General features: G+C 72.4%; 25 protein-coding genes. 23 read left to right on the top strand and 2 right to left on the bottom strand.

Features of this window, described 5'->3' with window-relative positions; translation table 11 throughout:
- The first annotated feature begins 19 nt into the window (after positions 1–19).
- The 8 genes from alaS to aroB are packed head-to-tail and all read left to right on the top strand — an operon-like array spanning position 20 to position 8,875.
- Entirely contained in the window at positions 20–2,722 is a 2,703-nt protein-coding gene (alaS, locus tag ABEA42_RS16785) for an alanine--tRNA ligase (protein ID WP_345505015.1), read from the top strand.
- A gap of 34 nt (positions 2,723–2,756) precedes the next feature.
- Positions 2,757–3,242: a Holliday junction resolvase RuvX gene (gene ruvX / locus ABEA42_RS16780; RefSeq protein ID WP_345505014.1), complete on the top strand. Its 486-nt coding sequence runs from the start codon at positions 2,757–2,759 to the stop codon at positions 3,240–3,242.
- Positions 3,239–4,429: an endolytic transglycosylase MltG gene (gene mltG, locus ABEA42_RS16775; RefSeq protein WP_345505013.1), complete on the top strand. Its 1,191-nt coding sequence runs from the start codon at positions 3,239–3,241 to the stop codon at positions 4,427–4,429. Before ruvX ends, mltG begins: the two co-directional genes overlap by 4 nt.
- Positions 4,423–5,259 carry a shikimate dehydrogenase gene (locus tag ABEA42_RS16770; RefSeq protein ID WP_345505012.1) on the top strand — a complete coding sequence of 279 codons (837 nt, stop codon included), beginning with the start codon at positions 4,423–4,425 and terminating at the stop codon, positions 5,257–5,259. Before mltG ends, ABEA42_RS16770 begins: the two co-directional genes overlap by 7 nt.
- Complete coding sequence (locus ABEA42_RS16765) at positions 5,256–5,951, top strand: prepilin peptidase (RefSeq protein WP_345505011.1); 696 nt, start codon at positions 5,256–5,258, stop codon at positions 5,949–5,951. Before ABEA42_RS16770 ends, ABEA42_RS16765 begins: the two co-directional genes overlap by 4 nt.
- 37 nt (positions 5,952–5,988) lie before the next feature.
- Positions 5,989–7,212 carry a chorismate synthase gene (aroC, locus tag ABEA42_RS16760; protein WP_345505010.1) on the top strand — a complete coding sequence of 408 codons (1,224 nt, stop codon included), beginning with the start codon at positions 5,989–5,991 and terminating at the stop codon, positions 7,210–7,212.
- Positions 7,206–7,775 carry a shikimate kinase gene (locus tag ABEA42_RS16755; RefSeq protein WP_345505009.1) on the top strand — a complete coding sequence of 190 codons (570 nt, stop codon included), beginning with the start codon at positions 7,206–7,208 and terminating at the stop codon, positions 7,773–7,775. The genes aroC and ABEA42_RS16755 overlap by 7 nt, the downstream gene beginning before the upstream one ends.
- Entirely contained in the window at positions 7,772–8,875 is a 1,104-nt protein-coding gene (gene aroB, locus ABEA42_RS16750) for a 3-dehydroquinate synthase (protein WP_345505008.1), read from the top strand. The genes ABEA42_RS16755 and aroB overlap by 4 nt, the downstream gene beginning before the upstream one ends.
- Positions 8,876–8,905: 30 nt before the next feature.
- On the opposite strand, the gene ABEA42_RS16745 is transcribed toward aroB, so the two are convergent.
- Positions 8,906–9,847, bottom strand: coding sequence for an aldo/keto reductase (locus ABEA42_RS16745; protein ID WP_345505053.1), 942 nt, complete (start codon positions 9,845–9,847; stop codon positions 8,906–8,908).
- A 185-nt stretch (positions 9,848–10,032) separates the two neighbouring features.
- On the opposite strand from ABEA42_RS16745, the gene efp reads away from it, so the two are divergent.
- Positions 10,033–10,593 (top strand): elongation factor P, encoded by a 561-nt coding sequence (gene efp / locus ABEA42_RS16740; RefSeq protein WP_345505007.1) that lies wholly within the window; start codon positions 10,033–10,035, stop codon positions 10,591–10,593.
- A 1-nt stretch (position 10,594) separates the two neighbouring features.
- Positions 10,595–11,008 (top strand): transcription antitermination factor NusB, encoded by a 414-nt coding sequence (nusB, locus tag ABEA42_RS16735; RefSeq protein WP_345505006.1) that lies wholly within the window; start codon positions 10,595–10,597, stop codon positions 11,006–11,008.
- A gap of 220 nt (positions 11,009–11,228) precedes the next feature.
- Here nusB and ABEA42_RS16730 read toward each other — a convergent pair whose 3' ends face one another.
- A complete protein-coding gene (locus ABEA42_RS16730; RefSeq protein ID WP_345505005.1) occupies positions 11,229–12,179 on the bottom strand; it encodes a cupredoxin domain-containing protein in 951 nt (316 codons plus the stop codon).
- A 268-nt stretch (positions 12,180–12,447) separates the two neighbouring features.
- On the opposite strand from ABEA42_RS16730, the gene pyrR reads away from it, so the two are divergent.
- From pyrR to ABEA42_RS16665, 13 genes are all read left to right on the top strand, one after another.
- Positions 12,448–13,014 (top strand): bifunctional pyr operon transcriptional regulator/uracil phosphoribosyltransferase PyrR, encoded by a 567-nt coding sequence (gene pyrR / locus ABEA42_RS16725; protein ID WP_345505004.1) that lies wholly within the window; start codon positions 12,448–12,450, stop codon positions 13,012–13,014.
- Positions 13,011–14,003: an aspartate carbamoyltransferase catalytic subunit gene (locus tag ABEA42_RS16720; protein WP_345505003.1), complete on the top strand. Its 993-nt coding sequence runs from the start codon at positions 13,011–13,013 to the stop codon at positions 14,001–14,003. The genes pyrR and ABEA42_RS16720 overlap by 4 nt, the downstream gene beginning before the upstream one ends.
- Positions 14,003–15,292, top strand: a complete 1,290-nt coding sequence (locus ABEA42_RS16715) for a dihydroorotase (RefSeq protein WP_345505002.1) — start codon at positions 14,003–14,005, stop codon at positions 15,290–15,292. Before ABEA42_RS16720 ends, ABEA42_RS16715 begins: the two co-directional genes overlap by 1 nt.
- The gene (locus tag ABEA42_RS16710) at positions 15,289–15,879 is read left to right on the top strand and encodes a PH-like domain-containing protein (protein ID WP_345505001.1); all 591 of its coding nucleotides are present in this window, start codon (positions 15,289–15,291) and stop codon (positions 15,877–15,879) included. Before ABEA42_RS16715 ends, ABEA42_RS16710 begins: the two co-directional genes overlap by 4 nt.
- On the top strand, positions 15,876–17,057 hold the full coding sequence (gene carA, locus ABEA42_RS16705; protein WP_345505000.1) for a glutamine-hydrolyzing carbamoyl-phosphate synthase small subunit: 1,182 nt from the start codon (positions 15,876–15,878) through the stop codon (positions 17,055–17,057). The genes ABEA42_RS16710 and carA overlap by 4 nt, the downstream gene beginning before the upstream one ends.
- On the top strand, positions 17,057–20,380 hold the full coding sequence (carB, locus tag ABEA42_RS16700; protein ID WP_345504999.1) for a carbamoyl-phosphate synthase large subunit: 3,324 nt from the start codon (positions 17,057–17,059) through the stop codon (positions 20,378–20,380). Before carA ends, carB begins: the two co-directional genes overlap by 1 nt.
- Positions 20,377–21,282, top strand: a complete 906-nt coding sequence (locus tag ABEA42_RS16695) for a dihydroorotate dehydrogenase electron transfer subunit (RefSeq protein WP_345504998.1) — start codon at positions 20,377–20,379, stop codon at positions 21,280–21,282. The genes carB and ABEA42_RS16695 overlap by 4 nt, the downstream gene beginning before the upstream one ends.
- Positions 21,282–22,286 (top strand): dihydroorotate dehydrogenase, encoded by a 1,005-nt coding sequence (locus ABEA42_RS16690; protein WP_345504997.1) that lies wholly within the window; start codon positions 21,282–21,284, stop codon positions 22,284–22,286. The genes ABEA42_RS16695 and ABEA42_RS16690 overlap by 1 nt, the downstream gene beginning before the upstream one ends.
- Positions 22,283–23,149: an orotidine-5'-phosphate decarboxylase gene (pyrF, locus tag ABEA42_RS16685; protein ID WP_345504996.1), complete on the top strand. Its 867-nt coding sequence runs from the start codon at positions 22,283–22,285 to the stop codon at positions 23,147–23,149. Before ABEA42_RS16690 ends, pyrF begins: the two co-directional genes overlap by 4 nt.
- A 182-nt stretch (positions 23,150–23,331) precedes the next feature.
- Positions 23,332–23,649, top strand: a complete 318-nt coding sequence (gene mihF / locus ABEA42_RS16680; protein WP_345504995.1) for an integration host factor, actinobacterial type — start codon at positions 23,332–23,334, stop codon at positions 23,647–23,649.
- On the top strand, positions 23,646–24,260 hold the full coding sequence (gene gmk, locus ABEA42_RS16675; protein WP_345504994.1) for a guanylate kinase: 615 nt from the start codon (positions 23,646–23,648) through the stop codon (positions 24,258–24,260). The genes mihF and gmk overlap by 4 nt, the downstream gene beginning before the upstream one ends.
- 8 nt (positions 24,261–24,268) lie before the next feature.
- Complete coding sequence (gene rpoZ, locus ABEA42_RS16670) at positions 24,269–24,532, top strand: DNA-directed RNA polymerase subunit omega (RefSeq protein WP_056882255.1); 264 nt, start codon at positions 24,269–24,271, stop codon at positions 24,530–24,532.
- Positions 24,533–24,563: 31 nt separating this feature from the next.
- On the top strand, positions 24,564–25,853 hold the full coding sequence (locus tag ABEA42_RS16665) for a bifunctional phosphopantothenoylcysteine decarboxylase/phosphopantothenate synthase (RefSeq protein ID WP_345504993.1): 1,290 nt from the start codon (positions 24,564–24,566) through the stop codon (positions 25,851–25,853).
- Positions 25,854–25,888: the final 35 nt, after the last annotated feature.

Here is a 25,888-nt window from a genome sequence, read left to right as displayed (position 1 = left end):
GCTAAGGACTGATCAACTCATGGAAACCGCCGAGATCAGGCGCCGCTTCCTCTCGTTCTACGAGAGCAAGGGGCACACGGTCGTCCCGTCCGCACCGCTCGTCTACGACGACCCCAACCTGTTGTTCGTCAACGCTGGCATGGTGCCGTTCAAGCCCTACTTCCTCGGGCAGCAGACCCCGCAGTGGGACCGCGCCACCTCCGTGCAGAAGTGCGTGCGCACCGGCGACATCGAGGAGGTCGGCAAGACCTCCCGCCACGGCACGTTCTTCCAGATGAACGGCAACTTCTCCTTCGGGGACTACTTCAAGGAAGGTGCCATCCGCTTCGCCTGGGAGCTCATCACGACGCCCCAGGACCAGGGTGGCTACGGCCTCGACGCCGACAAGATCTGGCCCACCGTCTACGAGGACGACGACGAGGCCTACCAGCTGTGGCACCGGACCATCGGCGTCCCGGCCGAGCGGATCACCCGGCGCGGCAAGCTCGACAACTACTGGCACATGGGCGTCCCGGGCCCCGGTGGACCGTGCAGCGAGCTCTACCTCGACCGCGGCCCCGAGTACGGCCGTGAGGGCGGCCCGGCCGTCGACGAGGACCGCTACCTCGAGTTCTGGAACCTCGTGTTCATGCAGTACGAGCTGTCGGCCGTCCGCGCCAAGGACGACTTCGACATCGCCTCGGAGCTGCCCAAGAAGAACATCGACACCGGCATGGGCCTCGAGCGCATGGCGACCCTGCTCCAGGGCGTCGACAACCTCTACGAGATCGACGAGGTCTACCCCGTCCTCGACCGCGCGGCCGAGCTCACCGGCAAGCGGTACGGCGCCCACTCCGGACACGCGGCGAGCGAGTCCCACCCGGACGACGTGCGCCTGCGCGTGGTCGCCGACCACATCCGGTCCTCGCTCATGCTCATCGGCGACGGCGTGACCCCGGGCAACGAGGGCCGCGGCTACGTCCTGCGCCGGATGCTGCGCCGGGCGGTGCGCTCGATGCGCCTGCTGGGCTTCGACGAGCCGAGCCTGCCGCTGCTGCTGCCGGTCTCCGTCGAGCGGATGAAGAACTCCTACCCCGAGCTCGAGACCGGCTTCGACCGCATCTCGCAGATCGCCTACGCGGAGGAGGAGGCGTTCCGGCGCACCCTGGCCGCGGGCACGACCATCCTGGACACCGCGGTGACGCGGACCAAGTCGCAGGGCGGCACCACGCTCGCGGGCGACCAGGCGTTCCAGCTCCACGACACCTACGGCTTCCCGATCGACCTGACCCTCGAGATGGCCGCGGAGCAGGGCCTCGAGGTCGACCGTGACGGGTTCCGCCGGCTCATGACCGAGCAGCGTGAGCGCGCCAAGGCCGACGCGAAGGCCAAGAAGGGGGGCCACGCGAACACCGAGGTGTGGCGCGACCTGCGCTCGCTCGGGGCGACCGACTGGCGTGCCTACTCCGAGCTGACCTCCGAGGCGAAGGTCCTCGGCCTGGTCGTCGACGGCCAGCGCGTCGAGGAGCTCGAGCCCGGCCAGCGGGGTCAGGTCGTGCTCGACCGCACGCCGTTCTACGCCGAGTCCGGTGGCCAGGTCGCCGACGAGGGAGTCATCGTCGCGGACGGCGCGCACCTGCGGGTCGTCGACGTGCAGCGGCCGGTCAAGGGCCTCGTCGCCCACACCGTCGAGGTGCTCACCGGGCCGCTGCGCGCGGGGCAGGAGGTGTCGGCCGAGGTCGACGCCGAGTGGCGCGTGTGTGCCTGCCAGGCGCACTCCGGCACCCACGTCGTCCACGCGGCGCTGCGCCAGGTGCTCGGCCCCTCGGCCCTGCAGTCTGGCTCCTACAACAAGCCCGGCTACCTGCGGCTCGACTTCGCGTGGGGCCAGGCCCTGTCGCCGGAGACCCGCAGCGAGATCGAGGAGGTGGCGAACCTCGCGGTCCGCCAGGACCTCCCGGTGTCCGCGCAGTACATGACCCTGCCGCAGGCCCGTGAGTTCGGGGCGCTCGCGCTGTTCGGTGAGACCTACGACGAGCAGGTGCGCGTCATCGAGATCGGCGGCCCCTGGTCGCGCGAGCTGTGCGGTGGCACCCACGTCGGCCACTCCTCGCAGATCGGCGCCCTGTCGATCACCGGTGAGTCGTCGGTCGGGTCCGGCGTGCGCCGGCTCGAGGCCTTCGTCGGGATGGACGCCCTGCGCTACCTCGCGAAGGAGCGCGCGCTCGTGGCCGAGCTCAGCGAGATCGTCAAGGTGCAGCCGGGCGAGCTCAAGGACCGGGTGGCAGCCCTCGTGGCCCGGGTCCGCGACGCGGAGCGTGAGCTGGAGAAGGTCCGCCGCGAGCAGGTGCAGGCGCAGACCGGCAAGCTCGTCGAGTACGCCCGCGACCTGGACGGCATCCGCCTGCTGACGCACGACGCCGGGGAGGGCGCCAGCGCCGACGACCTGCGCACCATGGCCCTGGACCTGCGCGGCCGCCTCGGCGACGCGGCACCTGTGGTCGTGGCCCTCACCGGTGTGGCCAAGGGCCGCCCCGGCGTGGTCGTCGCGACCAACGCCGGCGCCCGTGAGCGCGGGGTCAAGGCGGGCGCGCTGGTGCGCGTCGCGGCCCAGACCCTCGGCGGGGGCGGTGGGGGCAAGGACGACCTCGCCCAGGGCGGCGGCACCGACGCCACCCGGACGGGTGACGCGCTCGGCCGCATCGACGCCGCGGTCCGCGAGGCCGCCGGCGTCACCGGGTGACCCAGCGGTGACACAGGCGGCCACGAGGACCGGGGTGCGGGTCGGCGTCGACGTCGGCAGCGTCCGGGTCGGCGTGGCCGCCAGCGACCCCTCGGGGCTGCTCGCGACACCGGTGCGCACCGTGGCGCGCGACGTCGAGGGCGGCGCCGACCTCGAGGAGGTCGCCGCGGTCGTCGCCGAGCGCGAGGCCATCGAGGTCGTCGTCGGCCTGCCCCGGACACTCGCGGGGGACGAAGGTGCCGCTGCGCACACCGCACGCACGTATGCTGGGCGGTTGGCGGCCCGTGTCGCGCCCGTGCCGGTCCGGCTCGTCGACGAGCGGCTGACCACGGTCGACGCACACCGCTCGCTCCGCGACAGCGGGGTCGCCGGCCGCAGGCAGCGCGCGGTGGTCGACCAGGCGGCGGCGGTCCTGATCCTGCAGGTCGCCCTCGACACGGAGCGTGGCTCCGGGCGCCCGCCCGGGGAGCTGGTGAGGACCGACGGGCGCAAGCCCCGGACGAAGGACAGGAACCGATGACCGAGCCCCACCTGGAGCACTCGATCTTCGGGGGCCACCAGGACGAGCCCGTGGACGGGGTCCACGGGGCCGCGCAGACGCGGGCGCAGGCCCGCGGTGGCCGCACGGCCGCGCCGCGTCGCCGTCGTGGCCGCGGACGCCGCCGCGGCATCCTGGTCGTGGCCCTGGCCATCGTCGCCGTCGCCGGCTTCGCCGCCTACACGGTGCTGCGGCCGGTCGTCGACGGGTTCCTCGAGAGCAACGACTACCCGGGCCCGGGCTCGGGCAGCGTGCAGGTGGTCGTCAACGACGGCGACTCGGGACGCGCGATCGGTGCCACGCTGCAGAAGGCCGGAGTCGTGAAGTCCGCGAAGGCCTTCCTCGACGCCGCGTCCGGCGACTCCCGCGCCGCGGCGATCCAGCCCGGCACCTACACGCTGAAGAAGCAGATGTCGGCCAAGGGCGCCCTCGCGACCCTGGTCGACCCCGCCAACCGCTCGGTCCCGCGGGTCACGATCCGCGAGGGACTGTGGAAGAACGAGGTCTTCGCGGCCCTGTCCAAGTCCACGGGGGTGCCGCTCGCGCAGTACGTCGCGGCGGCCAAGGACCCGGGGTCGCTGGGACTGCCCGCCGCCGCCAAGGGCAACCTCGAGGGCTACCTCTTCCCGTCCACCTACGAGTTCCCCGCGAAGGCCACGGCCGGCGAGCAGCTGCGCACCATGGTCGCCAAGACCGTCAGCGAGCTCGACGCCGCCGGGGTCCCGGCGGCCGACCGCGAGCGGACCCTCACCGTCGCGTCCATCGTCGAGGGCGAGGTCAGCGGCGACGCGGACCGCGGCAAGGTCGCCCGGGTCATCGAGAACCGCCTGAAGACCAGCGGGCCGCCCACCAACGGCTACCTGCAGATGGACTCCACGGTCCACTACGCCGTCCAGAAGCGCGGCCGCGCCGGCACCAGCGACGCCGACCGGCGCAGCACCAGCCCCTACAACACCTACAAGCACCCCGGCCTGCCGCCCGGACCGATCAACAGCCCCGGGGAAGCGTCCATCAAGGCGGCCGCGGCACCGACCCCGGGCGGCTGGTTCTTCTTCGTCACGGTCGACCCCGACACCGGCGAGACCAAGTTCGCGACCACCGCCGCCGAGCACGCCCGCAACGTCCAGGAGTTCCAGGCCTGGTGCCGCGGCCACGCCGACCGGTGCTGAACGCCGCCGTCCTCGGGCGGCCCGTCGCCCACTCGCTCTCCCCGCTGCTGCACTCCGCCGCCTACCGTGCCCTCGGCATGGACGACTGGGCGTACGGTGCGCACGACATCGGCACCGCTGAGCTGCCCGCGTGGGTGGGGGAGCGCGACGCGTCCTGGTGCGGGCTCAGCCTCACCATGCCGCTCAAGGAGGCCGCGCTCGCGCTGGCGACCAGCACCTCGCAGACGGCCCGGCTGACCGGCGCGGCCAACACCCTGGTGCGCCGGGAGGACCTGGGCTGGGACGCCCACAACACCGACGTCGCGGGCATCGTCGGCGCCCTCGCGCGCGTGGTCCACACCGGTACGGCGACGGTGTTGGGTTCCGGGGCCACGGCGCGGTCGGCGGCGATGGCCCTGGTGCGGCTCGGGGTGCAGGACGTACGCGTCGCCGCCCGCAACGCCGCGTCGGCGGCCGAGGTGGCGACCCTGCTCGAGGGCCTGGGCGCCCGGGCCGTCGTCGTGCCGCTGGAGCAGTGGGCCGCCACGGGGACGGCCCTCGTCGTCTCGACCCTTCCTCCCGCGGCGAGTGCCGGGGCCGGCGCTGCCATTGCTGCGGCCGACCTGCCCTCCGGGGGAGCCACCCTGCTCGACGTCGTCTACGCCGACTGGCCGACGCCCCTGGCCCGTGGGGCCGGCCGTGCCGGGTTCACGGTCGTCTCCGGCCTCGACATGCTGGTGCACCAGGCCGCCGAGCAGTTCCGGCTCTTCACCGGTCGTGAGGCACCGGTCGAGGCGATGTTCGCAGCCGGGCGCGCGGCCCTCGGACACGGTGGCGAGGTGGCGCGGTGATCGTCCTCGCGACGGGCACGAACCTGCCCGTCTGGGTGCTGGCCCTCCTCGGCGTCGCCGGGGCGGTGCTCGGGGCGCTCACCGGCCGGGCGCTCTCCGACGGGGGCTACCGCGTCGAGTCCGACGACGCCGGTGGCCTGCCGCGCGTCTGGTGGTGGCCGGCCCCCGTGCTCGCCGCGCTCTGGGCCGTGGTCGGCTGGCGCATCGGTGACTACGCGGGGTGGGCCGCGATGCCTGCCTTCCTCTTCTTCGCCTGGCTCACGGTCGCACTCGTCTGGATCGACGCCGACGTCCACCGCCTGCCCGACGGACTCGTGCTGCCCGCGTACCCCGCGCTGCTCGCCCTCGTGGTCGCGGCCACGGCCGGGCTGGGGGACTGGACCCAGCTGTGGCGCGCGTTGGCCTGCCTCGCGGGCCTCTACGCCGTGTACTTCGTCATGCACCTGCTGTCGCCGGCGTCCCTGGGCTTCGGCGACGTGAAGCTCTCGGGCCTGATCGGTCTGCTGCTGGGGTGGATCGGCATCCCGCAGCTGGTCATGGGGGTCCTCGGTGGCTTCCTCGTGGGCGGGGTCACGGCCGTCGCCATGCTCGCCGGTCGCAGGGTGGGGCTGCGCTCCCACATCGCCTTCGGTCCGGCCATGCTCGTCGGTGCGCTCCTCGCCCTCGTGGTCGAGTACCAGTGGGTGGCCTAGCGGAAGGGGCCTCGCTGGTGCATGGGAGGATCGGCCCATGCTCCGCTGGCTGACTGCAGGTGAGTCCCACGGCCCCGCGCTCCTCGCGACCCTCGAGGGCCTGCCGGCCGGTGTCGAGGTGACGACCAAGGACGTCGCCGGCGCGCTGGCCCGCCGCCGCCTGGGCTTCGGCCGGGGTGCGCGGATGAAGTTCGAGCAGGACGAGGTCGAGTTCCTCGGTGGCGTGCGCCACGGCGTGACCATGGGGTCGCCGGTGGCGGTCCGGATCGGCAACACCGAGTGGCCCAAGTGGGAGACCGTGATGGCCCCCGACCCGGTGTCCGCCGAGGACCTCGCCGCCTCCGACGACGTCAACGCGGAGAAGGAGGTCGCTCGCAACCGTCCGCTCACGCGCCCGCGCCCCGGCCATGCCGACCTCGTGGGCATGCAGAAGTACGGGTTCGACGACGCGCGCCCTGTGCTCGAGCGAGCCTCGGCCCGCGAGACGGCCGCCCGGGTGGCGCTCGGCGAGGTCGCCGCGCGCTTCCTGGAGCAGGCCTACGGCATCCGCCTGGTCTCGCACACCGTGGCCATCGGCACCGCCGGTGTCGCCGAGGACGCCGCGCTGCCCACGCCCGACCAGGTCGAGCAGATCGACGCCGACCCGGTCCGCACCCTCGACGCTACCGGCTCCGCGGCGATGGTGGCCGAGGTCGAGGCGGCCAAGAAGGACGGCGACACCCTCGGCGGTGTCGTCGAGGTGCTGGCCTACGGGCTGCCGCCGGGCCTCGGCTCGCACGTGCACTGGGACCGGCGGCTCGACGCGCAGCTCGCGGCGGCACTCATGGGCATCCAGGCGATCAAGGGCGTCGAGGTCGGTGACGGCTTCCGCACCGCGGCCCGTCGGGGGTCGGCCGCGCACGACGAGATGGAACGCGGTCCCGACGGCACCATCCACCGCCGCACCGGCCGGGCGGGTGGCACCGAGGGCGGCATGTCCACCGGTGACGTGCTGCGCGTGCGCGCCGCGATGAAGCCGATCTCCACCGTCCCGCGCGCGCTCGACACCATCGACACCACCGGCGCGGAGGCCGCGAAGGCGATCCACCAGCGCTCCGACGTGTGCGCCGTACCCGCCGCGGGGGTGGTGGCCGAGGCCATGGTGGCACTCACGCTGGCGCAGGCCTGCGTCGAGAAGTTCGGCGGTGACTCGGTCGCCGAGACCTCCCGCAACCACGCGGCCTACCTCTCCTCGATCCCGGAGGAGATGCGGACGTGGTGACCCCTTCCACGGCGGGGACTGCCTCGGCGCGCCCGCTCGCCGTCGTCATCGGCCCGCCCGGGGCGGGCAAGAGCACCATCGGTCGCCGGCTCGCCGCCGCGCTCGGGGTGCGCTGGCACGACACCGACGCCGCCATCGAGGCAGCGCAGGGCTCGTCGATCTCCGACCTCTTCGTCGACCACGGTGAGGAGCACTTCCGCGCCCTCGAGCGCGACGAGGTGGCCCGGGCGCTCGCCGAGGGCGACGTCGTCGTCTCGCTGGGTGGGGGAGCGCCGCTCGACCCGCGGACGCAGGAGCTGCTGCGAGGGCACACGGTGGTCTTCCTCGACGTCGGCATCGCCGACGCCGCGCGGCGGATCGGCTTCGAGGGCAACCGCCCGCTGCTCATGGTCAACCCGAGGGCGAGCTGGACGAAGATGATGAACGAGCGACGCGCCACGTACGAGCGCCTGGCCACGGTCCGCGTCGACACGGCCGGGCGCAAGCCGGCTGAGATCGTGGCGGAGGTCGTGGCCGCCCTGGGGCGGTCGACCGAGGAGCGGGTGGCGGAGGACCGGGCATGAGCGACGCGACACGGATCAGCGTCGGCGGCGACTACGACGTCGTCATCGGCACAGGGCTGCTCGACGAGCTGCCCGGCCTGGTGGGGGAGGGCGTGCAGCGCGTCCTCGTGGTGCACCCGCGTGCCCTCGCCACGACCGGGGAGGCCGTGCGGGAGGACCTGCGAGCCAAGGGGTTCGAGGCGTATGCCGCCGAGGTCCCCGACGCGGAGGAGGCCAAGACCGCGCAGGTCGCCGCGTTCCTCTGGGGCGTCCTCGGGCAGGCCGGCTTCACGCGTTCGGACGCGATCGTCACCGTGGGTGGGGGAGCCACGACCGACCTCGGCGGCTTCGTCGCGGCGACCTGGCTGCGTGGCATCCGGGTCGTCCACGTGCCGACGACGCTGCTCGGGATGGTGGACGCCGCTGTGGGCGGCAAGACCGGGATCAACACCAGCGAGGGCAAGAACCTCGTCGGCGCGTTCCACCCGCCGGCCGGGGTGCTGTGCGACCTCGCGACCCTCGAGACGCTGCCGGTGCACGACTTCACCGCCGGGCTGGCCGAGGTCGTCAAGTGCGGGTTCGTCGCCGACCCGGTGATCCTCGACCTCGTCGAGGCAGACCCCGAGGGGGTGCGCACCCCCGCCGGGACCCACGTCAGGGAGCTCATCGAGCGGGCCGTGCGCGTCAAGGCCGACATCGTCGCCCAGGACCTCAAGGAGTCCTCGCTGCGCGAGGTGCTCAACTACGGGCACACGTTCGGGCACGCCGTCGAGCACGTCGAGCGCTACGCGTTCCGGCACGGAGCGGCCGTCTCCATCGGCATGGTCTACGTCGCCGAGCTGGCCCGCCTGGCCGGCAGGATCGACGACGCGCTCGTGGACCGGCACCGGTCGGTGCTGACCGGCCTGGGGCTGCCCGTGACCTACCGGTCCGACCGGTGGCCACAGCTCCTCGACGCGATGAAGCGCGACAAGAAGTCGCGCGGCTCGCTGCTGCGCTTCGTGGTGCTCTCCGGTCTCGCGCGGCCCACGCGGCTGGAGGGTCCCGACCCGGCGCTGCTCCAGGCGGCGTACGCCGAGATCGGCGCCGACGTCCGTCCCGGCGGCGCCATCAGCCTCTGAGGGCAACCCGGCCATCGGCTGCCGGCACGGTCAGATCGCGTCGAGCTCGACGAGGTCGTCGGCAGTGGGCGTCCACGCCACGGCGCGGGCGTTGCGCTCGACCTGGGCGGCGGAGGTTGCCCCTGCGATCACCGACGCCACCTGCGGCTGGGCGGCCAGGCCCCCGATCGCGACGTCGAGCAGGTCGACCCCGCGCTCGTCCGCGAACGACTGCAGCGCCTCGACGCGGTCCCAGTCCGCGTCGTCGAGCCAGCCGGCCCGGTCCGCCTCGAGGGCGGCCCGCGAACCCTCGGGTGCTGCCGCGCCGCGGCGGTACTTGCCCGTGAGCAGTCCCCGGGCGAGGGGGAAGAACGGCAGAAGGCCCAGGTCGAAGCGCTCGCAGGCGGGGGTCACCTCGACCTCGACGGTCCGGTCGAGCAGGGAGTACTCGTTCTGCACCGACACGAACGAGGCCAGCCCCGCGGTCGCCGACGTCCACGACGCGTCCGCGACCTGCCAGCCGTCGAAGTTCGAGCACCCGACGTAGAGGACCTTGCCCTCGCGGACCAGGTCGGTGAGGGCCTCCAGCGTCTCGGCGATGGGGGTCAGGGAGTCGGGGCGGTGCAGCTGGTAGAGGTCGATGTGGTCGGTCTGCAGCCGGCGCAGGCTGGCCTCCACCGCGCGCCGGACGTAGCGGCGCGAGCCGCGGGCGCCGAAGTCCTCGCCGTTGGCGCCCTGCATGTCCATCCCGAACTTGGTGGCCACGACGAACTCGTCCCGCTGGCCGAGCAGCGCCTCGCCGAGCATCTCCTCGCTCTGGCCCGGGTGGCCGCCGTAGATGTCGGCGGTGTCGAGCAGGGTCACTCCCGTCTCGCGGGCGGCGCGGAGCAGGTCGTCGAGTCCCTGCTGGTCGACGCGTCGGCCGAACGCGTTGCAGCCGATGCCGACCGCGCTGACCATCAGTCCGCTGCCGCCGAGGGGTCGGTACTCCATGTCGCTCATGCCCCAACCCTAGGTCGGCGCGCGGGGCGGGACCGGGTCGGTGGGCTCCCGCAGCGATTCGGGGGACACCCGCCCGCACGGTTAGACTGTCCGGCGACTCCCACCCCGAACACTTCCGGAGCACTCGCGCGCGCCTGCGCAGCGCGCAGTACCGGCTCATCGAAAGCGACTGACACGTGGCATCGACCAACGACCTCAAGAACGGCCTGGTCCTCAACCTCGAAGGCCAGCTCTGGTCCGTCGTGGAGTTCCAGCACGTCAAGCCGGGCAAGGGCCCCGCCTTCGTGCGGACCAAGCTCAAGAACGTCCTCTCCGGCAAGGTCGTCGACAAGACCTTCAACGCGGGCGTCAAGGTCGAGACCGCGAACGTCGACCGTCGCGACATGCAGTACCTCTACAAGGACGGGTCCGACTACGTCTTCATGGACGGCACGACCTACGACCAGATCAGCATCCCCGAGGCCACCGTCGGCGACGCCGCCAACTACCTCCTCGAGAACCAGACCGCGCAGGTCGCGACGCACGACGGTGCGGTGCTCTACGTCGAGCTGCCGACCTCGGTCGTCCTCGAGATCACCTACACCGAGCCGGGCCTGCAGGGCGACCGCTCCACCGGTGGCACCAAGCCCGCCACCCTCGAGACCGGCGCCCAGATCAACGTCCCGCTCTTCCTCGAGCAGGGGACCAAGGTCAAGGTCGACACCCGCGACGGCTCGTACCTCGGCCGCGTGAGCTGAGGTGGCTGCTCGCTCCAAGGCGCGCAAGCGCGCCGTCGACATCCTCTTCGAGGCCGAGCAGCGCGGGCTGAACGCCCGTGACCTGCTCGCCGAGCGGCTCGCGAACCCGGTCACCGAGGCGCCGCTCAACCAGTACACCGCCGACCTCGTCGAGGGCGTCGTCGCGCACTGGACCGACATCAACGAGCTCCTCGCGACCTACTCGCAGGGCTGGACCGTCGAGCGCATGCCGAGCGTCGACCGCGCGATCCTGCGCCTCGGTGCGTTCGAGGTGCTCTACTCCGACGAGGTCCCCGAGGGCGTCGCCATCGCCGAGGCGGTCGACCTGGCCACGAGCCTGTCGACCGACGACTCGCCGAAGTTCGTCAACGGCCTGCTGGCCCGGCTCGCCGAGGTCAAGCCCACCCTCGCCTGACCCGCCCCGTGCACCCGGGTCGCGATGGTGCGCCCCCTCTGAGGGGAGGCGGCCTTGTACGCCGCCCCGAGCCCGGATTTCGGGCGAGTGGCCGAAAGTTCAGCGCGGTGTGCCGAGCTGGACGCGGAGTCTCGGGCAAGTGGCCGAAAGCTCCGGCGCGACCTGCCCGACGGCGCGAGTCGCCCCCTCGGTGTCCGCGAGGGGGCGACTGCGTGACGGGTCAGGGCAGGACGGTGACGTCCCCGACCATCCCCATGCCGTCGTGGATGGCGCAGATGTAGGAGAACTTCCCCGCCTTGGTGAAGGTCACCACGAACGGGGTCCCGGGGGCGATCACACCGCTGTTGAGGTCACCGCCGGCGTAGTGCGTCGGGTCTCCCGACGGCATCAGGACGGCGGGGATCGGCGGTTCCTGGCCGAACGTCACCGTGTGCGGCGCACCCGGCCCCGCGACGGCGAAGCTGACCGACTGGCCGACGTGGACGGTGGCGTGGGTGCGGATGAAGCGCATCACCGAGAAGCCCATGCCGTCGATGCCGACCTGAACGGCACCACCGGTGGCGGGGTGGGCCTCCTTGGCCTCCTGCCACGCGCGCATGCCGCGGGCGAGGAGCACCTGGCCCTGCTGGTGCCCGACCTGGTTGTAGTCCGCCTGGGTGTACGGGTACGCGGTGCCGGCAGCACGCACGTGCACGACGCCCTTCATCATCACGCCGTGCAGCAGGCAGTAGTACGTGAAGTTGCCGGTCTTGGTGAACTTGAGGTCGTAGGACGCGGCCGGCTTCGTGAAGGTGAAGATCGGCTGCGTCGCGATGATCCCGGAGTTGGTGTACGCGGTGCCGTCATACCGGTGCGTGCCCTGGGCGGTGGTCTGGGTGGTGTCGAAGGGGTTGAAGTCGGGCAGGGTCGTGCCGGGCGCCAGGAAGGTGACGGTGTGCGGTTCGGCGCTTCCCGCCGTCCAGTGGACGGTGTCGCCGCGGTTGATCCACACCTGCCGTGGGAGGAAGGACATGGCGCTGACGGCCATGTCGGGGGTCTCGGTGCCGACCCGGACGTGCCAGGTGACCGGGGAGGGGGTCGACGCCGTGGCCGACTGGCCGAAGGCGACGGGGAGCGCGAGGGCGACGAGGCCGGCCATGAGGAGGGCGAGCCGCCGGGGTATGACGTTCACGTGCATGGTGGTGTTTTCCTGACCTTGGAGGGAGGTCGGTGCGGCGACCTGGGCCGGATCGCTCGTACCCCTGCAACCGCGGGCAGTCCACGTCCCACGGTGCTCCCCGAGGGGTGGCGCGTCATCATGCCGAAGGACTACGCGCTACAGTGGAGACCGTTCGACATCCTTTAACGACCTGTCCTGTGAGGCAGGGAAGGAGGTCCTGACGCCCGTGCGTCCTGACTCAGCCGTACCCCGTCCGGTCGACGCCTCCTCGCAGGCTCCCGTGACAACCCCCGCCCAGCCCGCCCCCTCGCGCACCGTGCTCTCGGCCAGCGACGTCTCCCGCGCCCTGCGACGGGTGGCCCACGAGATCCTCGAGCACAACAAGGGCGGCGCCGACCTCGTCATCCTCGGCATCCCGAGCCGCGGGGTGGCGCTCGCCAAGCGGCTGGCCGCGGTCATGGAGAGCGTCGAGGGCCGCCCGGTCCCCGTCGGCGCGCTCGACGTGACGATGCACCGCGACGACCTGCGCCGGCAGCCGACGCGCAGCCCCATGCACACCGACATCCCGGAGCCCGGGATCGACGACAAGGTCGTGGTGCTCGTCGACGACGTCCTCTTCTCCGGCCGTACGGTGCGTGCGGCTCTCGACGCACTCTCGGACCTCGGGCGGCCCCGCGCGGTACGCCTGGCCGTGCTCGTCGACCGCGGCCACCGCGAGCTGCCCATCCGCGCCGACCACGTCGGCAAGAACCTGCCCACGGCCAGCACCGAGCGCGTCTCCGTGCGGCTCCTCGAGCACGACGGTGTCGAGGACCAGGTCACGATCTCGGCGGGAGAGAGCCGATGAGCACCAGCCCCCACCTCCTCGCCCCGCCGCACCGCAGGGTGCGCCGGCACCTGCTGTCCTCGGCCGACCTCGACCGCACCCAGGTGCGGGCCATCCTCGACACGGCCGCGGAGATGCACGGGGTCCAGCAGCGCGAGGTCAAGAAGCTGCCGACGCTGCGCGGGCGCACGGTCGTCAACCTGTTCTTCGAGGACTCCACCCGCACGCGCAGCTCGTTCGAGATCGCCGGGAAGTGGCTCTCCGCGGACGTCATCAACATCAGCGGCAAGGGCTCGTCGACCTCCAAGGGCGAGTCGCTGCGCGACACCGTGCTGACGGTCGCGGCGATGGGCGTCGACGCCCTGGTCATCCGCCACCACGCCAGCGGCGCCGCCCACCAGGTCAGCCAGTGGGTCGACGCCCACGTGGTCAATGCCGGCGACGGCACCCACGAGCACCCCACGCAGGCCCTGCTCGACGCGTACACGATGGAGCGCAGGCTCGGGGACCTCGAGGGGCGCCACGTCGTCATCGTCGGCGACCTCACCCACTCCCGTGTCGTGCGCTCGAACCTCATCACCCTGCGCACGCTCGGTGCCCGGGTCACGCTCGTCGCCCCGCCCACCCTGATGCCCAGCGGCATCGGCGCCTGGGCGAAGGCCGACGGGTTCGAGCTGTCGCACGACTTCGACGCCGTGCTGCCGACCGCGGACGCGGTGATGATGCTCCGGGTGCAGCGCGAGCGGATGAGTGGCGGGTTCTTCCCGACACCGCGCGAGTACACCGTCGGCTACGGCCTGACCCGCCCGCGGCTCGACGCGCTCATGACGGCCAACGCCGACGCCGTCATCTGCCACCCCGGACCCATGAACCGCGGGCTGGAGATCTCCCCGGACGCCGCTGACGCCGCCTCCTCCCTGGTGCTCGACCAGGTGAGCGCCGGTGTCGCGGTCCGGATGAGCGTGCTCTACCACCTGCTCGCGGGCAACGACGAGGGAGAGGTCAGCTGATGCCCAGCCTGCTCATCACCGGGGCCGACCTGCTGGGCCGTGGCGCCCAGGACGTGCTCGTCGAGGACGGCGTCATCACCGAGGTCGGGTCGATCGGCTCGGCCCGCGGTGCGGACGTGCTCGACGCCTCCGGGCTCGTGGCCCTGCCCGGCCTCGTCGACCTGCACACCCACCTGCGAGAGCCCGGCCGCGAGGACGCCGAGACCATCGCCAGCGGCGCGGCCGCCGCGGCGGTCGGCGGGTTCACCGCGGTGCTCGCGATGGCCAACACCAACCCCGTCACCGACACGGCCGAGGCCGCCGAGCGCATCCTCGACCTGGGGCGGGCCACCGGACTCGTGGACGTCGTTCCCGTCGGGGCCGTCACCAAGGGCCTGGCGGGGGAGGAGCTCGCCGAGCTCGGCCTCATGTACCGGTCGCGGGCCCGCACCACGGTCTTCTCCGACGACGGCAGGTGCGTGCACGACGCCCGGGTGATGCGCCGGGCGCTGGAGTACGTCCGGGCGTTCGGGGGCGTCGTCTCCCAGCACGCGCAGGACCCGCACCTCGCCGGACCGCAGGCCTGCGCCCACGAGGGCGAGCTGTCCGGACGGCTCGGACTCCCCGGCTGGCCCGGGATCGCCGAGGAGTCCATCGTCGCCCGCGACGTCATGCTGGCCCGCCACACCGGTTCGCGGGTGCACGTCGCCCACGTCTCCACGGCGGGCACCGTCGAGGTGGTCCGCTGGGCGAAGGCGCAGGGCATCGCGGTGACCGCCGAGGTCACGCCGCACCACCTCGTCCTCACCACCGACCTGCTCGCCGGCTACGACCCGACGTTCAAGGTCAACCCCCCGCTGCGGCCGCAGGAGGACGTCGACGCCCTGCGTGCGGCACTGGCCGACGGCACCATCGACGCCGTGGCCACCGACCACGCACCGCACGCCCGGCACGACAAGGAGCACGCGTTCGTGGACGCGGCCTTCGGGATGCTCGGGCTCGAGACGGCCCTGGCGGTCGTCAGCGACGTGATGGTCGGCCAGGGTCTCCTGGACTGGGCCGGGGTCGCCCGCGTCATGTCGCAGGCGCCTGCCCGGATCGCCGGTCTCGCATCGCACGGAGGTGCGCTGGAGGTGGACGACGCCGCCCACCTGACGCTGGTCGACCCGACCGCCGAGCTGACGGTGGACCGCGGCGCCAGCCTCTCCCTCTCGCGCAACAACCCCTGGCACGGGCGCACGCTGCGGGGCGCCGTGCACGCGACGGTGTTCGGCGGCCGCGTGACCGCCCAGAAGGGAGCGCTCGCATGACCCGCCTGCAGGCCGTCGGCGTCCTGCTGGTCGCCCTCGGGCTCATCTACGGCCTCCTGTACGTCGCGTGGCTGCGCAAGCAGCGGCGGCACACCTCGGCGGCGGTCGCCGCCGCTTCGGCTGACACCGGGGCGCGCGACAGCAGCGCCGTCGGACAGCTCGTCGTGGAGGGCACCTACGTCAGCACCACCACCGCGGTGAGCCGGCTGGAGCGCGTCACCGTCGAGGGCCTGGGCAACCGCGCCCGGGCCACCCTGCGGGTCACCCGCGGCAACCCGGAGGAGCTCGTCCGCATCGAGCGGCAGGGCGAGTCGACCGTCGTCGTCACCGCCGCCCGGCTGGTCTCGGTGCGCCGCGACCGCGGCATGGTGGGCAAGTTCGTCGGCAGCAACCGCATGCTCGTGCTGCAGTGGCGCGCCGACGACGGCGCGCTCTACGAGACCGGCTTCCTCCCTCGCTACAAGGCCGACGTCGAGCGCGTCGAGACCGCGCTCTGGTGGCACACGGGGGAGACCTCCACCGGCGACGCCGCACCCACGACACCTGTGACCGATTCCCCTGCGACAGAAGGAAATCCCCCGTCATGACCACTCCCGCACACCTCGCCCCGCGCGAAGCCGCCGTCCTGGTCCTCGAGGACGGCCGGGCGTTCCGCGGGGAGGCCTACGGAGCCACCGGCCAGACCGTCGGCGAGGCCGTCTTCTCCACCGGCATGACCGGCTACCAGGAGACGCTCACCGACCCGAGCTACCGCCGGCAGGTCGTGGTGATGACCGCCCCGCACATCGGCAACACCGGCGTCAACGACGAGGACCACGAGTCGCGGAAGATCTGGGTCGCCGGGTACGTCGTGCGCGACCCCGCCCTGCGCCCCTCCAACTGGCGCTCCCAGCGTTCGCTCGAGGAGGACCTGCGCGAGCAGGGTGTCGTCGGGATCAGCGGCATCGACACCCGCGCCCTGACCCGCCACCTGCGCGAACGCGGGGCCATGCGGGTCGGGATCTTCTCCGGCGGGGAGGCGGAGCAGCCCGTCGCCCAGCTCACCTCGCTCGTGCAGCAGGCGCCGCTCATGGCTGGCTCCGCGCTGGCCGCCGAGGTCACCACCCCCGAGGCGTACGTCGTGCCGGCGGTGGGGGAGAAGCGCTTCACCGTGGCCGCCCTCGACCTCGGCATCAAGGCGATGACGCCTGCGCTGCTGGCGCAGCAGGGCATCGAGGTGCACGTGCTGCCGGCGACGTCGACCTTCGAGCAGATCCGGGCCGTCGGCGAAGACGGGCCGGACGGGGTCTTCTTCTCCAACGGTCCCGGTGACCCCGCGACCGCCGACGCGGAGGTCGCCGTCCTGCGCCAGGTGCTCGACGCGCGCATCCCGTTCTTCGGCATCTGCTTCGGCAACCAGCTCCTCGGGCGCGCCCTCGGGTTCGGTACCTACAAGCTGAAGTACGGCCACCGCGGCATCAACCAGCCGGTGATGGACCGCACCACCGGCAAGGTCGAGGTCACGGCCCACAACCACGGCTTCGCGGTCGACGCCCCGCTCGACGGCGAGGTGACCGCGCCCGCGGACGCCGACGGCACGGCGTACGGGCGCGTGCGCGTCTCGCACGTCTGCCTCAACGACGACGTGGTCGAGGGGCTGGAGTGCCTCGACCTGCCCGCCTACTCCGTGCAGTACCACCCGGAGGCGGCCGCCGGTCCACACGACGCGGCCTACCTCTTCGACCGGTTCGTGAACCTCATGCAGCAGAAGGGAAACCGCGCCTGATGCCCAAGCGGGAAGACATCAAGAGCGTCCTCGTCATCGGCTCCGGGCCGATCGTCATCGGCCAGGCCTGCGAGTTCGACTACTCCGGCACCCAGGCCTGCCGCGTGCTGCGGGAGGAGGGCATCCGCGTCATCCTCGTCAACTCCAACCCGGCGACGATCATGACCGACCCGGAGTTCGCCGACGCGACCTACGTCGAGCCGATCACCCCCGAGGTCGTCGAGTCGATCATCGCCCGTGAGCGCCCCGACGCGGTGCTGGCGACGCTCGGGGGCCAGACCGCCCTCAACTGCGCGATCTCGCTGCACGAGGCAGGGGTGCTGGAGAAGTACGGCTGCCCGCTCATCGGTGCCAACGTCGAGGCCATCCAGCTCGGCGAGGACCGCGAGAAGTTCAAGGGCGTCGTCGAGCGCTGCGGTGGCGAGTCGGCCCGTTCGCTCATCTGCCACACCATGGACGAGCTGCTCGCGGCCGCCGACGACCTGGGCTACCCCGTCGTGGTGCGCCCGTCGTTCACCATGGGCGGCCTGGGCTCCGGCTTCGCCTACGACGAGGCCGACCTGCGCCGCATCGGTGGCGCGGGCCTGCAGTACAGCCCGGTCACCGAGGTGCTCCTCGAGGAGTCGATCCTCGGCTGGAAGGAGTACGAGCTCGAGGTCATGCGCGACCACGCCGACAACGTCGTGGTGGTCTGCTCGATCGAGAACCTCGACCCGATGGGCGTGCACACCGGTGACTCCATCACCGTCGCCCCCGCCCTGACGCTCACCGACCGCGAGTACCAGCGCCTGCGCGACCTCGGCATCGCGATCATCCGCGAGGTCGGTGTCGACACCGGCGGCTGCAACATCCAGTTCGCGGTGAACCCCGCCGACGGCCGCATCATCGTCATCGAGATGAACCCCCGCGTCTCCCGGTCCAGCGCCCTGGCGTCGAAGGCCACCGGCTTCCCGATCGCCAAGATCGCCGCGAAGATGGCCATCGGCTACACCCTCGACGAGGTCCCCAACGACATCACCCGCGAGACGCCGGCGTCGTTCGAGCCGTCGCTGGACTACGTCGTGGTCAAGGTGCCGCGGTTCGCCTTCGAGAAGTTCCCGGCGGCCGACCCCACGCTGACCACGACGATGAAGTCGGTCGGCGAGGCGATGGCGATCGGCCGCAACTTCACCGAGGCGCTTCAGAAGGCGTTGCGGTCCATGGAGCGCAAGGGCAGCACCTTCCACTGGGACGGTCCGCGGCCGAGCGTCGAGCAGGCCCGCACCTACCTGCACACCGCGAAGACCCCGACCGACGGCCGCATCGTCACCGTGCAGCAGGCCCTGCGTGGCGGCCTGTCCGTCGAGGAGGTCCACGAGGCGACGGGCATCGACCCGTGGTTCCTCGACCAGATGGAGCTCGTCAACGCCGTCGCCGACCAGGTCGCCGGGGCCACGGAGCTGACGCCGCAGCTGCTGCGGCTGGCCAAGCGCCACGGCTTCTCCGACACCCAGCTCGCCTCGCTGCGCGGGATGCCCGAGGCGGTCGTCCGCGGGGTGCGCCACGCGCTCGGCGTCCGACCCGTCTACAAGACGGTCGACACCTGCGCGGCGGAGTTCGCCGCGCAGACGCCGTACCACTACAGCTCCTACGACGAGGAGACCGAGGTGCAGCCGCGCGAGAAGCCGGCCGTCCTCATCCTCGGCAGCGGCCCGAACCGCATCGGCCAGGGCGTCGAGTTCGACTACTCCTGCGTGCACGCCAGCTTCGCCCTGCGGGACGCCGGCTACGACACGGTGATGGTCAACTGCAACCCCGAGACCGTCTCCACCGACTACGACACCAGCTCGCGCCTCTACTTCGAGCCGCTCACGCTCGAGGACGTCCTCGAGGTCGTCCACGCCGAGCAGCAGGCCGGCCCGGTGGCCGGCGTCATCGTCCAGCTCGGTGGCCAGACCCCGCTCGGTCTCGCCAAGGCGCTCAAGGAGGCGGGCGTGCCGATCGTCGGCACCAGCCCCGAGGCCATCGACCTCGCCGAGGACCGCGGCGCATTCGGCCGCGTGCTGCACGAGGCGCGGCTCCCCGCGCCGCGCCACGGCACCGCGTACAGCGCCGAGGAGGCCGTCGAGGTGGCGCGGGAGATCGGCTACCCGGTCCTCGTGCGCCCCTCCTACGTCCTCGGTGGCCGGGGCATGGAGATCGTGTACGACGACGAGACCCTGTCCGGCTACGTGACCAGGGCGACCATCGCCAGCCCCGAGCACCCGGTGCTCGTGGACCGGTTCCTCGACGACGCGATCGAGATCGACGTCGACGCCCTCTACGACGGCACCGACATGTACCTCGGCGGGATCATGGAGCACATCGAGGAGGCCGGGATCCACTCCGGCGACTCAGCCTGCACCCTCCCGCCGGTGACCCTCGGCGTCGCCGAGCTCGAGCGCGTCCGTGAGGCGACGCTCAAGCTGGCGGAGGGCATCGGGGTCCGCGGCCTCATGAACGTGCAGTTCGCGCTGGCCCAGGACGTCCTCTACGTCCTCGAGGCCAACCCGCGTGCCTCCCGCACGGTGCCCTTCGTCGCCAAGGCGACCGGGGTGCCGGTGGCCAAGGCGGCCGCCCGGGTGATGCTCGGCGCGACCATCAAGGAGCTGCGCGAGGAGGGACTGCTGCCGCGGTACGGCGACGGCGGCACCATGCCGAGCCACGCCCCGGTCGCGGTCAAGGAGGCGGTCCTGCCGTTCAAGCGGTTCCGCACCCGCGAGGGCCAGGTCGTCGACAGCCTGCTCGGCCCGGAGATGCGCTCGACCGGTGAGGTCATGGGGATCGACGACGACTTCGGGACGGCGTTCGCCAAGGGGATGCTCGCCGCGGGGAGCGGGCTGCCGCGCGAGGGCAAGGTCTTCGTGTCGGTCGCGAACCGCGACAAGCGCGCCATGATCTTCCCGGTCAAGCGCCTGGCCGACCTCGGGTTCACCATCGTCGCCACCACCGGCACGGCGGACGTGTTGCGCCGCAACGGGATCGCGTCCGAGGTCGTGCACAAGGTCAGCGAGCGCGGGCTCGAGGAGGAGAGCATCGTCGACCTGATCCTCGCCGGCGGCATCGCGATGGTCGTCAACACCCCGAGCGGTCCCAACGCCCGGGCCGACGGCTACGCCATCCGCGCGGCGACCACCTCGATGGACCGGCCGATCGTGACGACCGTGCAGGAGCTCGCGGCAGCGGTGCAGGGCATCGAGGCCCAGATGCGTGGTGAGTTCACGGTCAAGCCGCTGCAGGAGCACGCCCGCGACCTCGACCTCTACGGACGGACGCCGGCCGACCTCGCCGGGGGTGCCGCGTGAGCGGGGCGACCACGCACGGTACGCGTGCGGGCAGCGGTGTGGTGCAGGTGACCGGTGAGCTCATCGCCACCCGCCGCGTGGGTGCCTACCACCACCTGACGTTCGTGGCCCCGGGCCTGGCCGAGCTCGCGAGGCCGGGCCAGTTCGTGGCCCTGGCCGTCGGCGGGCCCACCAGTGCCAACCTGCTGCGCCGCTGCTTCTCGATCCACAAGGTCAGCCCGTCGGGCACCTACGGCGGGACCGTGGACGTCGTCGTCGCAGCCCACGGCCCGGGCACCACGTGGATCACCGAGCTGCGCGCCCACGACGAGGTCGACATCGTCGGCCCGCTCGGCCGGGCGTTCCCGCTCCCCAAGGAGCCCGTGCCGTGCGTCCTCGTCGGCGGCGGCTACGGCAGCGCACCGCTGTTCTGGCTCGCCGAGGCGCTGCGCGAGCGCGGCTGCCACGTCGAGATGGTCCTCGGTGCCGCCACCGAGTCCAGGCTGTTCGGGGTCGTGGAGGCGCGCCGGCACGCCGACGGCGTCACCGTCACCACCGACGACGGCTCGGCCGGCACCCGGGGCTGGGTGTCCGACGTGCTGCCAGACGTGATCCGCCGCACCGGCGCGGCCGTGGTCTACGGCTGTGGTCCGATGGGGATGCTCAGGTCGATCACCGACGTGGCCGCCGCGGAGGGCGCCGTCGCCCAGGTCGCGGTCGAGGAGTCGATGGCCTGCGGCGTCGGGGTCTGCATGACCTGCGTCATGCCCGTCGTCGGCAAGGACGGCACCACGCGGATGGTGCGCTCGTGCGTCGAGGGCCCGGTGTTCCGCGGGGACCGCGTGCGGTGGGACGCCTTCTCCGACGGGTGGTGCCGCGTGCCCGACGACGCGGTCGGTGCACCGAGGGCAGGGGGTCACTGATGACGCTCATCTCCACCGACACCGCCGCGCCGACGCCTGCCACCGCCGTGGACATGTCCGTCGATCTCGCCGGCCGCCGCCTGCCGAGCCCGATGATGACCGCCTCGGGCTGCGCAGCCAACGGCCGCGAGCTCGGGCGCTTCTTCGACGTCGCCGAGCTCGGCGCGTTCGTCACCAAGTCCGTGATGGCCGACCCGCGGTCCGGGCGCGGCACCCCGCGCATGGCAGAGACGCCGTCCGGGATGCTCAACTCGATCGGGCTCCAGGGCCCGGGGATCTCCTCCTTCGTCGAGAACGACCTCGCCTGGCTGAAGAGGTCCGGGGCCCGCACGCTGGTCTCCATCGCCGGCAACACCAGCGGGGAGTTCGCCGACGTGGCCGCCACGCTGCGGGCCAGCGACGCCTTCGACTCCGTCGTGGGTGTCGAGGTCAACATCTCCTGCCCCAACGTCGCCAACCGCGGGCTCGTCTTCGCCTGCGACCCGCTGGCCTCGGCCAAGGTCATCGCCCTGGTGCGCGAACAGCTCCCGCGCGACGTGCCCGTGTTCGCCAAGCTCACCCCGGACGTGACCGACATCGTCACCGTCGCGCAGTCCTGCGTGAAGGCGGGCGCCGACGGCCTCACCATGATCAACACCCTGCTGGGCATGGTCATCGACACCGACCTCCTGCGGCCGCAGGTCGCCGGGGTCACCGGTGGCCTGTCCGGCCCGGCCGTGCGCCCGGTCGCGGTCCGCGCCGTCTGGCAGACGCGGGCGGCGATGCTCGAGGGACGCCTGCCGTTCGTCCCGATCATCGGCGTCGGGGGAGTGCGCACCGGCCGCGACGCCCTCGAGCTCGTCGCCGCGGGCGCCAGCGCGGTCCAGGTCGGCACCGCCACGTTCAACGACCCCTCCGCTCCCGTGCGCGTCGGTCGAGAGCTCGCGGGGCTGTTGCAGGACAAGGGATTCGCCCGGCTCGCCGACGTGGTGGGCATCGCACACGAGAGGCTGGCGCGCGCATGACGAGTGCTGTGACCACGACCACCTTCGGGGAGCGGCTGCGTGCTGCCACCGACTCCTTCGGGCCGCTCTGCGCGGGCATCGACCCGCACCGGTCGCTCGTGGAGTCGTGGGGCCTGACGTATGACGTCGACGGCCTGACCCGGTTCACCGAGACCTGCGTCGAGGCGTTCGCCGGGCACGTGGGCGTGGTCAAGCCGCAGTCGGCGTTCTTCGAGGTGTTCGGCTCCCGTGGCGTCGCGGTCCTCGAGCGCGCGGTGCTGGCGCTGTGTGAGTCGGGGACGCTCGTGGTCCTCGACGGCAAGCGCGGCGACATCGGCTCGACCATGGCCGCCTACGCCGAGGCCTACCTCGCCGACGACGCGGTGGCCCCGGCCGACGCGCTCACGGTGAGCCCCTACCTGGGGTTCGAGGCGCTGCGTCCCGCGCTGGACCTCGCCGCCGGCACCGGCCGCGGCGTCTTCGTCCTCGGCCTCACCTCCAACCCCGAGGGGCGCAGCGTCCAGCACGCCCGGCTCCGCGACGTGAGCGTCGCCGAGACCATGGTCCGGGGCGCCGAGGCGGAGAACGCGCAGGCGCGGTCGCAGGGCCGGCTCGGGTCGGTGGGCCTGGTCGTGGGCGCCACGGTGGGCTCCGCGGTCCAGGAGCTCGGGCTCGACCTGGCCGCCTGCAACGGCCCCCTGCTGGCCCCCGGCGTGGGCGCCCAGGGTGGCACCAGCGAGGACCTGCGGCGCGTCTTCGGCGACGCCCTGCCCAACGTCCTGCCCTCCTCGAGCCGCGACGTGCTGTCCGCCGGACCCGGTGTCGAGCCCCTGCGGGAGCAGGCGGTGCGGACCAGCGCCAACCTCGCCGAGATCCTGCGCTGACGGGGCCGGACGCGGGTGTCGCGGCGGGCGCCCGCGGCGGCCCACCCCGTGGCATACGGGCGAGCTGCCCCGGTATGTCGCACCTCGCCGAGAAACACCGGCGAACGGTTGCTAGAGTCCGAAGTGAACAGTGAACGACCCCCCCGTGCACCGAAACCCGCGCGCCCACAAGGAGTAACACCGTGGCACTTCCCCCGTTGACGCCCGAGCAGCGAGCAGCGGCCTTGGAGAAGGCCGCAGTGGCCCGTCGTGAGCGCGCCGCCGTCAAGAACCGCCTCAAGTACGCGCAGGGCTCCCTCAAGGAGGTCATCGCGGACGGCAAGGACAACGACGTCGTGGGCAAGATGAAGGTCTCCGCCCTGCTGGAGTCCATGCCCGGGGTCGGTCGCGTGCGCGCCCGCCAGATCATGGAGGAGGTCGGCATCTCCGAGAGCCGCCGGGTCCGCGGTCTCGGGGCCAACCAGATCTCGGCGCTGCTCACCCGCTTCGACGAGGCGTGAGCCGCCCCACCCCCGTCGACGAGGACCGCCCGACGCGGCTCGTCGTCCTCGCCGGACCCACCGCGGTCGGCAAGGGCACCCTCTCCGCCTACGTCCGTGACCACTTCCCGGACGTGTGGCTCTCGGTGAGCGCGACGACCCGCTCGCCGCGACCCGGCGAGACCGAGGGCGTCCACTACCACTTCGTGGACGAGGACGAGTTCGCCCGGATGGAGCGCGACGGCGAGCTCATCGAGTCGGCCGTGGTGCACGGCCGCAACCACTACGGCACCCCTCGCGGGCCGGTGGAGCAGGCGCTGCGCGACCAGCGCATGGCCCTGCTCGAGATCGACCTCCAAGGCGCCCGCCAGGTGCGGGCCTCGATGCCCGAGGCGCTGTTCGTCTTCCTCGCCCCGCCGAGCTGGGACGAGCTGGTGCGCCGGCTGGTCGGCCGTGGCACCGAGGACGAGGAGGAGCGCACCCGCCGTCTGGAGACCGCCAAGGTCGAGCTGGCGGCAGAGGACGAGTTCGACGTGACCATCGTCAACGACGATGTTCGTCGGGCTGCCGAAGAACTCGTATCATTGATGCGACCTCAACGACGCATGCCCCCGAACCAACAACAGGAGTGATCTCCCCCGTGTCTGGAACCGTCGCGAACCCGATCGGCATCACCAACCCGCCGATCGACGACCTGCTCACCAAGGCTGACTCCAAGTACGCCCTGGTCATCTACTCCGCCAAGCGCGCGCGTCAGATCAACGCCTACTACAGCCAGCTGCAGGAGGGCCTGCTCGAGTACGTCGGGCCGCTCGTGGACAGCCAGGTGCACGAGAAGCCGATGTCCATCGCGCTGCGTGAGATCAACGAGGGCCTGGTCACCTCCGAGCCGATCGAGAGCTGAGCCCAGCAGGGAGCGGGGGAGCGACAGCGCAGTGGCGCGCATCGTCCTCGGTGTCGCTGGTGGCATCGCGGCCTACAAGGCCTGCTCGCTGCTGCGCCTGTTCACCGAGTCCGGCCACGAGGTGACCGTGGTGCCGACCGAGTCGGCGCTGCGCTTCGTTGGTGCCCCCACGTGGGAGGCGCTGTCCGGCCGTCCGGTCTCGACCGGGGTGTGGGACACCGTGCACGAGGTGCCCCACGTCCGGCTGGGCCAGTCCGCCGACCTCGTGGTCGTCGCCCCCGCCACCGCCGACCTGGTCGCCAAGGCCGCCCACGGCCTGGCCGGTGACCTGCTCACCAACGTCCTGCTCACCGCGCGCTGCCCGGTCGTGGTGGCCCCGGCGATGCACACCGAGATGTGGGACCACCCGGCCACCCAGGCCAACATCTCCACGCTCATGGAGCGGGGGGTGCACGTGATCCCGCCGGTGTCCGGCCGGCTCACCGGCGCCGACACCGGTCCCGGGCGCCTGCCCGAGCCTGCCGACCTGTACGCCGTGTGCGAGCGGATACTCGCCCACGCGGCCCATGGCTCAGTCGCCTTCACACATGCCGTTCGCGCTGCGGACCCGGACGCGGCCGGAGCCGACCCGGTGCCGGGAGGGCTGGAGGGCCGCACTGTCGTCGTCTCCGCCGGTGGCACCCGTGAGCCCCTGGACCCGGTGCGCTTCCTCGGCAACCGCAGCTCGGGCAAGCAGGGGTACGCCCTGGCGGCCGTGGCTGCGCGCCGCGGCGCCGAGGTGGTGCTCGTGTCCGCCAACACCGAGCTGGCCCCGCCGCCCGGGGTGAGCGTCGTACCGGTGTCCACGGCCCTGGAGCTGAAGGCCGCCGTCGAGGAGGCCGCCGAGGGGGCCGACGTCGTCGTCATGGCGGCCGCCGTCGCCGACTTCCGGCCCGCCCACTACGCCGACGCCAAGATCAAGAAGTCGCACGACCCGGCCGACCCGGACGCCGCTCCTGTCGTGGAGCTGGTGCGCAACCCCGACGTCCTCGCCGGGCTCGTGGAGCGGCGCGGCGACGAGGCGAGTCCCGTGATCGTCGGTTTCGCCGCGGAGACCGGCGACGACGAGGGCAGCGTCCTGGACCACGCCCGCGCCAAGCTCGCCCGCAAGGGCTGCGACCTGCTCGTCGTCAACGAGGTCGGGACCGACAAGACCTTCGGCCGCGACGACAACACGATCCACATCCTGCGGCAGGGGTCCAGCCACGTCATCGACGCAGGTCCCGCGCCCAAGGACGAGGTCGCAGCTGCGGTGTGGGACGCCGTGCAGCAGATCTTGTGACCTAGGTACACTCGCGAGGTCCGTGCGGCCGTGGC

This window comes from Pedococcus ginsenosidimutans (assembly GCF_039544395.1).
Classification (GTDB): Bacteria; Actinomycetota; Actinomycetes; order Actinomycetales; family Dermatophilaceae; genus Pedococcus; species Pedococcus ginsenosidimutans.
The sequence above is the reverse complement of the archived record's forward strand: the minus strand, read 5'-3'. Positions and strand labels throughout refer to the sequence as shown.

What these genes read in the sequence shown, in the direction of transcription:
- alaS (WP_345505015.1), top strand. Translation starts at nt 20, where the DNA reads ATGGAAACCGCCGAGATCAGGCGCCGCTTCCTCTCGTTCTACGAGAGC.
- aroB (WP_345505008.1), top strand. Translation starts at nt 7,772, where the DNA reads ATGAGCGACGCGACACGGATCAGCGTCGGCGGCGACTACGACGTCGTC.
- ABEA42_RS16710 (WP_345505001.1), top strand. Translation starts at nt 15,289, where the DNA reads ATGACCCGCCTGCAGGCCGTCGGCGTCCTGCTGGTCGCCCTCGGGCTC.
- ABEA42_RS16745 (WP_345505053.1), bottom strand. Translation starts at nt 9,847, where the DNA reads ATGGAGTACCGACCCCTCGGCGGCAGCGGACTGATGGTCAGCGCGGTC.
- ABEA42_RS16690 (WP_345504997.1), top strand. Translation starts at nt 21,282, where the DNA reads ATGACGCTCATCTCCACCGACACCGCCGCGCCGACGCCTGCCACCGCC.
- carB (WP_345504999.1), top strand. Translation starts at nt 17,057, where the DNA reads ATGCCCAAGCGGGAAGACATCAAGAGCGTCCTCGTCATCGGCTCCGGG.
- ABEA42_RS16720 (WP_345505003.1), top strand. Translation starts at nt 13,011, where the DNA reads ATGAGCACCAGCCCCCACCTCCTCGCCCCGCCGCACCGCAGGGTGCGC.
- ABEA42_RS16715 (WP_345505002.1), top strand. Translation starts at nt 14,003, where the DNA reads ATGCCCAGCCTGCTCATCACCGGGGCCGACCTGCTGGGCCGTGGCGCC.
- carA (WP_345505000.1), top strand. Translation starts at nt 15,876, where the DNA reads ATGACCACTCCCGCACACCTCGCCCCGCGCGAAGCCGCCGTCCTGGTC.
- pyrF (WP_345504996.1), top strand. Translation starts at nt 22,283, where the DNA reads ATGACGAGTGCTGTGACCACGACCACCTTCGGGGAGCGGCTGCGTGCT.
- mltG (WP_345505013.1), top strand. Translation starts at nt 3,239, where the DNA reads ATGACCGAGCCCCACCTGGAGCACTCGATCTTCGGGGGCCACCAGGAC.
- aroC (WP_345505010.1), top strand. Translation starts at nt 5,989, where the DNA reads ATGCTCCGCTGGCTGACTGCAGGTGAGTCCCACGGCCCCGCGCTCCTC.